Source organism: Robbsia andropogonis, from assembly GCF_034047095.1.
In the GTDB taxonomy this organism is placed as follows: Bacteria; Pseudomonadota; Gammaproteobacteria; order Burkholderiales; family Burkholderiaceae; genus Robbsia; species Robbsia andropogonis.
The window spans coordinates 51,285-64,682 of record NZ_CP139164.1; the positions used below are offsets into that span (position 1 = coordinate 51,285).

The following is a 13,398-nucleotide window of genomic DNA, read 5'->3' on the forward strand; positions in this document are numbered from 1 at the left end:
CTCAGCACTTTCATCTCATCCGGGTTGAATCGAGCAGCCTTGTCAGCGAAGTATTGCAACCGTCGATACACGTTCTTATAGATCACCAAACAACGCCGCGACACCTTCTTCCGACGTCAACATGCTGTCTCCATCATGTCCGACGCCGGGCACGACCTTCAGATGATGCGCTATTTGCCGGGCATCGTCTGGACTTGCCATCGTATCGGTGATGCCGGCACGTGTATTCGCATGTCGTCTCTGAAGATATCGAAAATAGTATTGTCCACGCGCTAACCGATGTGGACCTTGTGCCATGGCTGCGCAGGATACATCAAGCGCAGGATGTGTCGGAGAACAATCATGCTCTCCTAGAAGATACCAGACATCGCGACGCATATATTCGCGTTCCAATAAGGCAAAGTCGCGATCACCGATGTACTTCGGGACGGCCTTCGGACCATACTTCCAATGATTGAACGCAGGGCAGCGTGACGCATCGAATGGCACGAACACGCCATCGGCGCATGGCCTTTGGTCGTCAAAATATACATAAGACGACGGATTTGCTATCACAAACCGTGCACGCAGACGATGCGTCGCCAGAACTGCCCCGACACGGGTAACGACGGCATATCGATGCACCACCTGCGCGCCGCCGGAATGGCCCGCAATAATAACTTGTCGCAACGATGGAAAGCGCCCGGCCGTTGCAATCTGTTCCACGATCGCGTCCAGCACTTCAAAGGAACTGACCGGAACCGGGCCAAGCGATGTATCCCCGCCCATCCAGCTTGTCCATTCCCAATGCAGAACATTGCTCGGTAAGTTATGTCGTTCGATGTCAGCATGCGCAAGATATTGCGGCACGACCACAACCGTATTATCCAATGATCGTCCAGCAGCTTTTACTGCACGTAACGCGGAGGCGTAGTACGCATCCGCGTTACGTAGCCGACCATGCAGGATAATCAAAGCCGTGTCGACGGTCGACGCGACGGCGCAAGACGACCACGCCGACGAGGCGTAAACAGGCACACAATGCGTTGCGTCCACTGTCAAGAAGGACCTTGCAACCGTTTCTACCGGACGTTCGTTGGGAGCGCGTTCATCATTACGATCTAATGCGTTGGAAAACATATCGGAATGAGCGGTCATCGGGAAGCAATTTCCGTTTTTGCAGAAAAGTCGATCGAATGCCCTTGGTCGACACGCAACGCGCCTTTTCCGGTACGCGTGAAATGCACCAGCCCCAGCGACACGACCGCCGCGAAAATGATATAGAAAGCCGGCATCATTGCGCTACCAGTCCAGTTTATTAGTGTAGCGACACTCAGCGGCGCAAGCCCGCCAAACAACGTAACGGCAATGTTGTACGACAACGCAACGCCGGTGGAACGAGAGCGAACAGGAAAGATCATAGCCAGCATACCTGGATGGGAACCCGACATCGCTGCCAAAAACACCGTGGAAACAACCTGCGCGAACATTAAACGCCCTGGAGACGGTGCGGACACTACAAACCAGAATAGTGGGTAGACGCACGCGGCCCAGCACAATACGACTGGATAGAGCAATCGATACCCGCCGAAGCGATCCGCAAGCTTTCCCGCCAGGGGATACAGAAACAAATTCATGAAGCCCGATACGAAAGCGCCGACCAGGGCGGACGACAAAGGCAGGTGCAATTCACGCTCGGCATATACAGGTATATAGGAATGCCATATATAGTTTGTAGCAGCGCCAACGATGATCACGCCCATCGCGCACAATGCAGCATCACCATTTTCTCGAAAAAATTGACCGACCGTCATTTTCGATCGAGGATGGGAAGCGCTTTGAGCCTGCAACGCGAGAAATTCCGGCGACTCGTCCACGCGATGCCTAATATAAAAGCCCAATGGTCCGACCAACGAGCCAAGCAGGAACGGCACACGCCAGCCCCATGCGATCAACGCATCGTGCGACAGACCCGTGGTCAACAGCCAGCCGCACCCAGATGACAGCAGTAACGCCAATGCCTGTGACGCCATATTGAAACTGCCATAAAACATCTTCTTGCCGGGCGGCGCGAACTCTACCAGCATTGCGGATGCCGTCGCGAACTGTCCGCCAACCGCCAGCCCCTGAATCAATCGTGCAAAAACGATAATCAGCGGCGCCGCCAGACCGATCGATGTATAACCCGGTGTGATGCCCATCAGGAATGTGCCCGTGGCCATCATCATGATCAGCACGGACATCGCACGTGTCCGACCGCATCGGTCGGCATATAGACCGAACAATACGCCTCCCAACGGCCGCACAATGAATCCAATGGCAAACGTCGCCAATGTCAACGCGAGTGAGACAAAACCATTTGCACTCGGGAAAAACACATTCGCGATGGTTTTTGCAAAATAACCATAGGCGAGGAAATCGAACCATTCCAGCCCGTTTCCGATAACCGACGTCACAATTGCGCGCTGAATCTGCCGTCGGGTCAGCATGGAGGGAGCTGAGTCAAGTGTCCCGGTATCGATGGTGTCGTTCATCTTCTTGTCTCCGTGCTGCCATATTGGGCTTCTATCGTTCTATTGCTTTCAATCACATCCCGCCGTACCGAAAAGTACATGGCGCGCGCATACCGATTTGAACATCCTTGATTCGTTATGGCCGACACCCGGCACAATGTAGAACGGTTGCGCTACCGTCAAATTGTCCCGTTGATGCAAATAGGCTTGATATGCTGCCGCACGCGCGACGCGCTGCGGCCCTTGCGCCTCCGCGGCGCAACTCTTGTCCAATGCGCTTTGCTGCGGATCGTCATCGTTACCGCCCACCAGATAGGTCAGGTCAAGCCGCATATACGCTTGCTCGCGCTTTTCCGCGCCCTCTTTTGTCTGTGCCCACTGATCCCGAACATACGGCGATAGCGCATTCGTGCCGTATTTCCAGTCGTTAAAATTTGGGCAATGCGCGCCGTCAAACGGTTCGAAATTCACGGACAACGGCGCTGTCTTCTCATAGCCTGCCGCTACCTCCGAAGGACTGGGCGCTGACACATCCGGTGTGCTTACCGGACGCTTTTCATCGAAATACAGATAGCTCGATGGGCTGGCAACAAGAAAACGGACGGGAATCCCTTGCCGCGTCAGTGCGGCCGCGGCCTGCGACGCAAACGCGTAGCGCTGTACCACCTGGGCGCCCCCCGAATGACCGGCCAACACGACCTCCCGCAACTGTGGAAAACGTGATCGATCGGATAATATTTTAAGAAATGCATCCAAGGCGGCATATGAACTCACCGGTGAGGGCGCCACCGCAGGTTCACCGGCCATCCACCCATTCCCCCGCCAACGCAGCACATCAGGCGCAACGTGATTCGGTGCCGTGTCCAGCATTGACAGGAATTGCGGCGCGATAACCAAGATTTCACGAGAGGCCGACGTGCCCTCCACCTGCGCCGCCTCCTCATGCATGTTCGCGTAGTATTGGTCAGCATTGCGCAGCTTGCCGTGGATCACGATAATCGCGCGCCGGATGTTTGGCTGCGGCTGCTGCAAATCCTCCGACGCGTAATAGGCCAGCGCTCCGCCCGCGACGGTCAGCGTGGTATGGGAAACGGCTTGGACGGGCCGCAAATGCGATTGATGCGCATCCCGGGACGCTGCCAACGCCGATGAACCGGCAACATAAGGACCGCTCAAGGCGAGTGCTGCCGCCCACGCCGCCACATGACGGGCAATAAAAGGACATTTCGCATGCAACCGCTTACGAGCGTGAACTTTCCAATGCCACATGCCGTCTCCCTTTTTATCGATTTTTCCATCCCCGCGATTACTTATAGCCGCAGCGCGCGATCTTTACGATGCCTCATGCATATCGAGGAACAACATCATCTTAGAAACCTGGATGCCGGATGTAAAATACATAAAAATGGCACCTGCCATATGATATTTATATGACAGCAATGTCCATATACCAAAGGCATGCAAGTTCCTTCTTCGGGATTTGGGAGTCACTTCATGGAATTAAGGCAGCTACGATACTTTCTTGCAGTGGCTGAAGAAAAACAGTTCACGCGCGCCGCCTCGCGCCTGTTCATCGAGCAGCCGCCCCTTTCACAACAAATCAAGGCGCTTGAAGCGGAACTCGGGTTTTCCCTATTCTCCCGCTTACCGCGAGGCGCAGAGCCTACCCCGGCTGCCGTCTCATTGGAAGGAGATGTCCGGGATATTCTTGTAATGCTCGATCGCGCCGTGCGCAAAGCTGGCCGGATTGCGCAAGGCGAGTTGGGCCAGGTCACGATGGCGATGACAAGCTCCGCGACATTTCATCCGCTGTCTTTGTCCACCGTCCGTCTGTTTCGTCAGCAATATAAAGACGTCACGGTCGATCTGCTAGAACTCAATGCAGCCGAGATTATCGAACGCATGCTGCTTAATCGCGTACAGGTAGCCATTCTCAGAAAACCGACCAATACGCCGGATGAGATTGTATTCACTCCATTGGTTGATGAAGAAATGGTCGTTGTTCTGCCGGAAGCCCATCGCTGCGCCAACGACAATGACATCACGTTGGAAGCGTTGCGTGGCGAAGGCTTCGTGCTGGTGCGTCGACCCGGAGCACCGGGCCTGTACGCGGATTTCATCGCCGCGTGCCAATTGCAGGGCTTCGAGCCAAGGGTCCTTCAGGAAGTGCCTCGAATGGGCGCGGCCATCAACCAAGTCGCGGCTGGCTTGGGCATCACATTGGTACCGGCGTCGATGCAACGATATGGCCAACATGGAGTGGTCTATCGGCCATTCGCGGCCGATTCGCGGATCGGAGCGCCGCTTCATATGGCAACGCTTCGTGACCAAGCGAACGAGGCCGCCGCAAAGGTCGCGGAACTCCTTCGTGAAAAAGCCAGGAAATATCGATAAGTACAAACGTTCTTAACCCCTACAAAACCTATTGGGAAAGAGCACGGCATAATATCGTCACAATAGCAAGGAGCCTTCCCGATGACCGATCATTCAAACAGCGCGCAAGCGCATGCCCATCGTTCCGCCGACGTCACGCCGGAATCCATCCGGTCCATGTACTTCCAGCGATACCGTGAGGCATTACCCACTCAACAGTGGAACGAAACACTTTCTTTGCTGTTGCAACATCGATCTATACGAAGCTTTCTTTCAACTCCCTTACCTGAAGGCACGATAGAAGCACTCGTTGCGGCAGCATCATCGGCACCGACTTCATCGAATGTACAAGCGTGGAGTGTTGTCGCAGTCACGGACCCCGTAACACGCGCGCAACTTTCAGAGGTTGCCGGTAATCAGCGTCATATCGTGGATGCGCCATTGATCCTGGTCTGGATTGCAGACCTGGCCCGCGCCGACGCGATTGGTGCCGCTGCAGGCCAGAAGCTCCAGTCGCTCGACTTCACTGAAACGGCGATTGTCGCCATCGTCGATGCCGCTCTCGCGGCGCAAAACGCGCTTACCGCAGCGGAATCGTTAGGGCTTGGCACCGTCTATATCGGTGCACTACGCAATGATCCGGAACGCGTTGCGGCCTTGCTCGGTTTGCCGCAGCGCGCATGGGCCGTCGCGGGGCTTGTCGTGGGCCATCCAGACCCTGCCGTGCAAACCGCCGTGAAGCCGCGTTTGCCGCAGCGTGCCGTACTGCATAGGGAGCGATACCAGCCAGACCAACACACTGCTATTGCCGACCACGACAGGGCAACGGCAGCGTTCCGCGACGAGCAGGGTTTGCCGCCGCAATCATGGAGCCAGTTGATTCTGGGTCGCTTAGGCCCTATTTCCGCATTGAAAGGTCGGGATCGTCTGCGACAGGCACTGGCGAAACTTGGCGTGCCTCTGGTTTAGGCCGGCCGATATTTTCATTGCCATACACGCGCCGCATAGTCTGCAAATTCGAAATCGCTTGGCACATCCAACGCCAAGCGCTGCGTATGTTTCTCGATATCTGCTAAAAACAGATCCCGACTGATACGGCGAACGATTGCGGGAATATCTCTTCGCATACTCGGCACGTCACCGATGGGAACACCACCACTTACAAATCCAGCTGGGTTGTAGACATGGATGTGTTTTAAATAAGGCACCATGCCCGGTGTTTTTTCGAGGTATTTGTGCGCACTCCCTACACCCGTGTAGCGTAACGTACGGGAATATCCAAAAACGTACGGTACCACGCCAAGTATTCGGCCCAATCCTGACGCGTCGCGCGATCTAAGGCGTTATATGCAGCCTCGCTATGTCGCGCTTAGTGCCATGCTTGAAAGCCCAACTCTGCTATTGCGCCCTCACGCCCAACCAAGATCTTTGGCGTTCGCAACTTCTTCATTCGGACGCGAGGCAACCAGACACCTGTGAGGCTTGCGTTCGGCGCCGCGTCGACAATGCTGTCCCGATCAATGCCCGCGCGTTGCAATGCGAAAGCAAAGGCCGTCCCGCTCTGCCCGTCAACAATCAGCACGCTGTGATCAATTCCTTCACGTTCCGGTACCCATTTTTGGTCGCGACGTCCACAACGCGCGCGCGGATAAACACGACCGATACAACTGCGGCGTCGCTGTCTTCCAAAAATGACTCATTGATGTCAAGCCACAATGCATACAGCGATCTGACCTCAGATGTCCCCTGTCATTGATAACGCAGCGCGCTGCGTTGCCGCTCCGTGCGATGCCTGCCGAACCTCTTACATGCACAGCGTCGTCGCATGCATTAGCGATAGGTCGTCCATATTTTTATGTCGCTCAATAAAGTCTGTTAGTTGCATAAGTTACAGCGAAAAACGAATAGCGACGCCCGTACTAAAAGCCGTGATCAGCTTTCAAATGAGCCGGCAAGCAAACCGCACGTGCTTTCCTCCGTCTTTGGATCTTGACCGCTTATACGATTCGATTGCGGCGCTGGGGCAGCTCCAACAGCACGAGGAACCATGTGCCGATCAAACAGATTTCAGATAAGACAATCTCTGCGCTGTCATGTCGCTACGCTCTCTCTTGAACGGGCAGCGCCTGATATTTGCTGCCATTAGCGCGTTTATCGATACGCGTCTAAAAATAGATCAGCCGATGTAAAAATCGAACCTGCCTAAGATCAACCCCTCAATCCACATGTAGAAAACGCAAAAGCGTATGATGAAATAAAGGAATCAAGATGGAGACAAGCATGACGTTATACGACGGTCCAGTCGTAGATTCACATATTCATCTATTTGACACACGTCGTCCCCAAGGTATTCCGTGGCCAGAGCCAGGCGATGTGCGTTTTCACCCCAGCCTGCCCGAACACTACGGTCCGCTTGCCGCGTCGCACAGAATCCAACGCGCAATCGTTATTGAAGCAAGTCCATGGTATGACGACAATCTCTGGCTTTCTCGAATCATTCAAGGCGCCCGGACTGGACTTATCAACAATGGCGTCGAAATGGCGGGCTTCGTTGGTAATCTCGATCTTCGCGATATGTCAGCCTGCCAAAGGCTCGGCGAACTGCTGCAACTACCGCCCTTCCTCGGTATTCGTTATGGCAATCTTTGGGGGCGTGATCCACTAAACGATCTGCAACGCCCACACTGCGTCGCAGCCTTGCGCACGCTGGCGGCCGGTGGATATGCATTCGATAGCGCCAACCCAGATCCGAAGTTGATCAAGGCGTTATTGCATGCAACCGATGCCGTTCCGGATTTAACCGTCATTGTCGATCACCTGCCCAATGCAAACGTTCCTGAAAAGGAGCGTACGAGTTACGAACACGACCTCCTGGAACTCGCTGACCGCCCCACTGTGTTTGCAAAATTATCAGAAATTCCAAAGCAAGTAGATGGAAAGACGAATTTGGACGTTACCGGTTACCAGACGCGCTTTGATGACCTGTTCGACTGTTTCGGTGAAGACCGGGTAATGTTCGGCAGTGATTGGCCTAACAGCAATGCACTGGCGTCATTTGACAATACCGTGACGCTTACAAAGCAACTGATGCTGCAACGAACCAGGGAGGCGTGCCGAAAGTTCTTCGCAGATAACGCCGAGCGCACTTACAAGCTTACATCCCGTAAGACCGAACCGCGTTAGCCAACGCGATCTATCCCTCGACAAAAACGTGAGCCAAACATCCCCCGTTTTCGTTAGACATCCATCGATAACATTTTCGGATCGGTTTCCATGTTTTTGTGATTGGAAGATACAAGTCACCGTCGATTAGACTCCTCCTACGAATCGGCGGGCGTACGCTTGGCCGATCCGAGACGGGACATCGCGCCACCGCAGACGGTACTGAACCCTGGCTGGCAGGGGCCGCCTGGTGCGACTCTCCATAAAAAAGTAGGAGACAGATGGAAGTTATATTTCTCGGCGTGCTGCTGCATTTCATCGGCGGCTTCGCATCAGGCAGTTTTTATATCCCTTATAAAAAAATCAGAGGATGGTCCTGGGAGAGCTACTGGATTGTCGGCGGCCTATTTTCATGGTTGGTCGTACCATACATCGCAGCCACATTGACGGTCCCGGATTTCACACAGATCATTCGGGATGCAGATAGCGGCACATTGCTATGGACATATTTGTTCGGTGTACTATGGGGATTTGGTGGTTTAACATTTGGCCTCACGATGCGCTACCTTGGCTTATCGCTGGGTATGTCGATAGTGCTCGGACTGACGTCGGCCTTGGGCGCATTGATGCCGCCACTGTACCGCGACTTGTTTACGTCCGAGCGACATGGCACCTTGACCGCCATGTTTCATTCCATTGGTGGGCAATGGGTCTTGTTTGGCGTCGCGGTATCTTTGCTCGGCATTGCCTTATGTGGACGTGCCGGCGCAATCAAGGAAAAAGAAGTCCCGGACGAAACAAAGTTTGAAAGCGTCGCCGAATTCGCCCTGATCAAAGGCATGATTGTCGCATTGATTTCAGGCATCCTGAGTGCCTGCTTCAGCTACGGCATCTCCTCCGGCAAACCCCTTGCCGATGCGGCAATCGCGCACGGCGCAAACAGTTTATTTCAGAACAACGTTACGTTCATGGTGATCATGTGGGGAGGGTTGACCACAAACGCAATCTGGTGCGCCTTCCTGAACGTTCGCAACAAAAGCTTCAGCGATTATAGGAACCGTCAAACACCTTTACTTGCCAATTACGTATTGGCGGCTTGCGCGGGAACACTGTGGTTCTTGCAGTTCTTCTTTTATGGGATGGGCGCGAGCCGAATGCATAACGACGCCAGCTCATGGGTGCTACACATGTCATTCATCATCATCGTCTCGAACCTGTGGGGCCTGGTTTTCCGCGAATGGCGTGGCACAAGTCGGCGCACGCAAAGGGTCCTGATGTTCGGCATAGCCGTCATTCTCGGCTCCATCTGCATGGTCGGTTACGGCAACTACCTGAGTTGATGGCAATAGCATGGTAGGTAGTACCCCCGTATCAGGCAGTTACCCTGTTTGCTTACGCATTAAGGAGTTGCGATGCTTCTCAAAGACAAAACAGTCATCATCACCGGCGCATCGCGCGGCATTGGCCGTGCTGCCGCATTGGAGTGCGCACGCCAAGGCGCGATGGTCGTAATAGGCCATAGCGGCAGCGATGGCGGCAAACGCGCCGCAGCTTCATTGATCGACGACATTACCGCCATTGGCGCTCGCGCCGTTGAGGTTGGTTCCGATGCGGCCGATCTCGGTACCGGCGACCGTCTGGTCGACGCAGCCGTGGATGCATTTGGTAGTGTCGATGTGTTCGTAAACAATGCCGGAATCTGCCCATTTCATTCATTTCTCGATATGCCACGCGAGATTTATCTGAAAACGGTAGACACGAATATGAGCGGTGCCTACTTCGCCGTACAGGCAGCGGCAAAACAGATGAAACAGCAAGGGCGAGGCGGTGCAATCATTGCCGTCAGCTCGATCAGTGCCTTGGTCGGCGGCGGTATGCAAACGCATTACACGCCGACGAAAGCCGGTCTGCTGTCCCTGATGCAATCCTGCGCCATCGCGCTCGGCCCTTACGGCATTCGCTGTAATGCGGTGCTACCAGGCACAATCGCCACCGATATCAATAAAGAGGATCTGAGCGACGTGGAGAAACGAGAAAGAATGATCCAGCGAACGCCGCTTGGGCGCCTGGGAGAACCGGAAGATCTGGCAGGACCAATCGTTTTCCTGGCCTCCGATATGGCGCGCTATGTTACGGGCGCATCCCTCTTGGTGGACGGCGGGTGTTTTGTGAATTTGCAATAAAACAGAAAAACGTGCCGATATGGCCTTTCAGCGCACAAAGTGCGCTCAGCTGTTCCGTACAAACGTGAACAGATTGGAAATCAGGCCCGCGATTGTCGTCCTATAGTTCGTACCCAGACCAACGAGCGCCATCACGGCGATTCCAGCTAGCAAGGTATATTCAATTGCGCTGATGCCGCGTTCGTCACGGACGAACAATTTTAGAAACTTCGACATGACGCCATTCCAGGGAGCAAAGCCCACGTTACCCAACGACTCGGGAAGATAATAAACGCCCCGGAAAAACGGGTGTTAGACTTCGTTTCGAAAAGTCCGGCGTTCGACGGATTATACCGAACTCGCCCTACAGTGTAAGCAAATGTAATTTTAGATCGTGCAGCGGTCGATGTTACGCCGCAACGCATTCTCGGCCGCTGTTTGGCAATATGCGCCATTTTTGGGAATGATCGCCTTGCACAATTAACCCAGTGCCCGGCAAAATGCGGTACGGTCTGATTTACTCCTTGTCACATTCCCTTTCGCTTATGAATTTCCCGTCGCAGGCCGATGCGTATCATTTCGCATTTGCAGGCGTCCAGTGGAGCCTGATCCTCCAATTGCTTATTCTCGACATCACGCTCGGACTAAACAATATTGTTGGTATCGCTCCGGTATGTGCGTCGATACCCCGTGGCCAACGCCGTCGCGTGCTGGTGCGCGCTTGTATCAGTGCATTTCTATTACGGGTGACAATGCTAACGGCTGCGCAAGCGTTGACGCTGGTACCACACCTGTCGTTTTTTGCGGGTATCTACCTCTGCTACCTTGCCTATCGCCTCGTTGTGGAGCACCGCCCACATCGCGAACCCGTGGCGGACTCGATCCCCGTCATCCGCCCTACAAGGAATCAGTGGCGTATCGCCGGGACCATTGCCTTTGTCGATGCGTCATTAAGTATCGACAACGTTATTGCACTCGCTGCGGCAATTCACGCGCTGCAGGGCGCGAACATGGTGCTCACGCCCGTTTTTCAAGACACCATAGGCTCCGGCGCATCCACTCTCTCGGTATCGATCATGGGACTCTTGTATGCCGCCACCGCTGTCGCCATCAGTATCCCGTTGGTGCTGACAAGTGCTGTCGCGATCGCCCCTGTGCTCAATCGATCGCGCTGGCTGACCTGGGGCGGCGCGGTGCTCCTTGCATGGGCCGGCATCAGCGTAGCCGTCGCGGATTCCTGGTTCCAGGAGACGTTGCGATGGATACAACGTCTCCACGGACATTAGCCAATTACAGCGCATCTTTATCACACAAGCGAGTAATCTTACTGCACCGTGGCGCGCCAATGCGCAAGCGCAAAAGCCTTTCGACGATTACTGCGTCAGGCGCAATATTCCCAGGTTACCTGCGATCTGGTTGAAGATCGTATTCAATGAAGCGTTATCTGGTGCGTGATAGTAGTTGCCGCTGGTGGCACAACTTTGCATGGTCGCCTGAGCCACGTTTGACACCGATCCAAACGTGATGGCATAGATCGTAATGCCGCTATTCTTGATCGCCGTACACGCGGCTAGCTGGAAGGTATTGATATCGTCCGGCCAGCCGTCACCGCCCGATTGCAACGTGTTGTTATGCAGCTCGATCGAATCCATCCGACCGTTGGAGAGCGTCGTGCCGTCATTCCGGACCACTGTTGGGGCAGTCAATGTTCCGTCACCCACACCAGATAGACCGTTGAAATAGAGATCATTCGGTGTAAGGTATTGCACCCCTACATCGTTTTCGCCATCAGTCAACACGATCATTACCCGTTGCAGGCCGGTTGTCGTTTCCGGCTTCGGGAAACTTGTATCGGTGTTCACCCACCCATTTCCGGAACCGGCAATCGCTTGCGACCAGGTGGACGAAAGCATGCGCCAGCCCCACAGCACACCGACCGGAATAATGGTCGAACCATTAGGCGTCATGTTGCTGATCGCTGTCTTCAATGTGTTCGAGTTACTGGTCAGGAACGTCACAGGCTGAGAAATACAGTCCGTATTCTGAGACACTGATTCATCGTAAAGGTTGTACGACGATGAAGTATCCCAGTAATACGTAATGCCATTGCCAACAGCGTCCCCAGAAAACCCACAATAGTTGGGCACCCCGTTGGACAACGTTATGGAACCGCCTAATGGCAGACCATACACAGTCGATGCGTTGAAGGTATTGGTACACAAGGTACCGTTGCTAATACCATTTCGCCCGATTGAACGGGAGTAGTCACGTGTTGTCAGACCGCTAGGTGGAACGTTGTAGTAATAAGGCGTAAACTTCGTCGACGAATTCGGTGTATAGGCCTGCGGGTACAGATACTTGGTGGATGCTGTCCGCGGTTCAGCCACGCAACCGCCCCAGTTAGCCATGTTCACGCCGTTGCTGTTGTAGCTGAACGTCTGCGACAACCAAGACCCGCTGGTAGACAATGCACCCTTCACGTTGACGGTGCTAGCGAAGGGTACGAGGCCAATGTACGTATTCGTCGAAGTGGACGTCAATAGATTAGCGATCAACGTGTTAGCGGCGGCCTTCAGGCCATCCATCTTGCTCGCGCTTGAGCCAGTGGCCGCTGCTTGTGCCATCGATCCCGTGTTATCGAGGACCATGACCAGTTCAAGCGTACTTTGCGGGATGCTGACGACGGTGTTCGTTACCGTCAGATTCGCGGTCGAGCCGGAAGTGGAACTCGTGCCGATAACCGAACTACCTTGCAAACCAAACGCACTCGTGACTGCATTGGGCGCAATCAACCCGACGGTGCCCGTTACCTTCAGTGAGAAGGTCTGCTGGGTTGACGGCGTCCCACTGATTGTGAGGACAAAATTCGATGCCGGGATAGAGGAGTCGGCGCCATCTCCTTGGGCGTTGGCTTTATAGTAATTTGCCGCATCCGCTTGCAGTTGTGCCGTAGTAAGCGAGGTCTTTCTAGCCGATAACGCCGTCGCGATAGATGCGACGTCGATGGCGTTTTGCGTTCGCGACTGACTCCAGCCATACTCGATCAGCGACACCATTCCGGTCATCGCCAGCACGAGCATGCCACCCATCACGGCAAACATCAGGGTGACGGCGCCACCTTCGTCCGCCACCCATGTGGATTGCGGTGCAATACTACCCGATGTCGTGTCACGCAGCACCGGTGCTGGAGCGAAGACTGTCTTCATGGC

The 13,398-nt window shown here is 54.4% G+C and carries 13 protein-coding genes; 6 read left to right on the forward strand and 7 right to left on the reverse strand.

What is annotated here, in order from left to right:
• Positions 1-75: 75 nt before the first annotated feature.
• The 3 genes from SJQ66_RS00235 to SJQ66_RS00245 are packed head-to-tail and all read right to left on the reverse strand — an operon-like array spanning position 76 to position 3,761.
• Positions 76-1,137: an alpha/beta fold hydrolase gene (locus tag SJQ66_RS00235; protein WP_320533731.1), complete on the reverse strand. Its 1,062-nt coding sequence runs from the start codon at positions 1,135-1,137 to the stop codon at positions 76-78.
• Entirely contained in the window at positions 1,134-2,513 is a 1,380-nt protein-coding gene (locus tag SJQ66_RS00240; RefSeq protein WP_051504599.1) for an MFS transporter, read from the reverse strand. Before SJQ66_RS00240 ends, SJQ66_RS00235 begins: the two co-directional genes overlap by 4 nt.
• A gap of 48 nt (positions 2,514-2,561) precedes the next feature.
• A complete protein-coding gene (locus SJQ66_RS00245; RefSeq protein ID WP_081765046.1) occupies positions 2,562-3,761 on the reverse strand; it encodes an alpha/beta fold hydrolase in 1,200 nt (399 codons plus the stop codon).
• Positions 3,762-3,986: 225 nt separating this feature from the next.
• Between SJQ66_RS00245 and SJQ66_RS00250 the strand changes: the two genes are divergently transcribed.
• Positions 3,987-4,886 (forward strand): LysR family transcriptional regulator, encoded by a 900-nt coding sequence (locus tag SJQ66_RS00250; protein ID WP_046153547.1) that lies wholly within the window; start codon positions 3,987-3,989, stop codon positions 4,884-4,886.
• Positions 4,887-4,967: 81 nt separating this feature from the next.
• Complete coding sequence (locus SJQ66_RS00255; RefSeq protein ID WP_024904539.1) at positions 4,968-5,834, forward strand: NADPH-dependent oxidoreductase; 867 nt, start codon at positions 4,968-4,970, stop codon at positions 5,832-5,834.
• 14 nt (positions 5,835-5,848) lie between these two features.
• Here SJQ66_RS00255 and SJQ66_RS00260 read toward each other — a convergent pair whose 3' ends face one another.
• Both SJQ66_RS00260 and SJQ66_RS00265 read right to left on the reverse strand, forming a co-directional pair.
• Positions 5,849-6,076, reverse strand: coding sequence for a hypothetical protein (locus SJQ66_RS00260; protein WP_157685114.1), 228 nt, complete (start codon positions 6,074-6,076; stop codon positions 5,849-5,851).
• A gap of 158 nt (positions 6,077-6,234) precedes the next feature.
• The gene (locus SJQ66_RS00265; RefSeq protein WP_024904540.1) at positions 6,235-6,447 is read right to left on the reverse strand and encodes a hypothetical protein; all 213 of its coding nucleotides are present in this window, start codon (positions 6,445-6,447) and stop codon (positions 6,235-6,237) included.
• Positions 6,448-7,145: 698 nt separating this feature from the next.
• On the opposite strand from SJQ66_RS00265, the gene SJQ66_RS00270 reads away from it, so the two are divergent.
• The 3 genes from SJQ66_RS00270 (at position 7,146) to SJQ66_RS00280 (ending at position 10,210) form a co-directional block, all read left to right on the forward strand.
• Complete coding sequence (locus SJQ66_RS00270; protein WP_320533732.1) at positions 7,146-8,048, forward strand: amidohydrolase family protein; 903 nt, start codon at positions 7,146-7,148, stop codon at positions 8,046-8,048.
• Between the two features lie 260 nt (positions 8,049-8,308).
• Positions 8,309-9,367 (forward strand): L-rhamnose/proton symporter RhaT, encoded by a 1,059-nt coding sequence (rhaT, locus tag SJQ66_RS00275; RefSeq protein ID WP_024904542.1) that lies wholly within the window; start codon positions 8,309-8,311, stop codon positions 9,365-9,367.
• Between the two features lie 72 nt (positions 9,368-9,439).
• A complete protein-coding gene (locus tag SJQ66_RS00280) occupies positions 9,440-10,210 on the forward strand; it encodes an L-rhamnose 1-dehydrogenase Lra1 (RefSeq protein WP_024904543.1) in 771 nt (256 codons plus the stop codon).
• Between the two features lie 45 nt (positions 10,211-10,255).
• On the opposite strand, the gene SJQ66_RS00285 is transcribed toward SJQ66_RS00280, so the two are convergent.
• Positions 10,256-10,426, reverse strand: a complete 171-nt coding sequence (locus SJQ66_RS00285) for a Flp family type IVb pilin (RefSeq protein WP_024904544.1) — start codon at positions 10,424-10,426, stop codon at positions 10,256-10,258.
• A 287-nt stretch (positions 10,427-10,713) separates the two neighbouring features.
• Here SJQ66_RS00285 and SJQ66_RS00290 point away from each other — a divergent pair, with 287 nt between their 5' ends.
• Positions 10,714-11,475: a TerC family protein gene (locus SJQ66_RS00290; RefSeq protein WP_157685115.1), complete on the forward strand. Its 762-nt coding sequence runs from the start codon at positions 10,714-10,716 to the stop codon at positions 11,473-11,475.
• Positions 11,476-11,562: 87 nt separating this feature from the next.
• Here SJQ66_RS00290 and SJQ66_RS00295 read toward each other — a convergent pair whose 3' ends face one another.
• The gene (locus SJQ66_RS00295; protein WP_024904546.1) at positions 11,563-13,395 is read right to left on the reverse strand and encodes a vWA domain-containing protein; all 1,833 of its coding nucleotides are present in this window, start codon (positions 13,393-13,395) and stop codon (positions 11,563-11,565) included.
• Positions 13,396-13,398 lie beyond the last annotated feature (3 nt).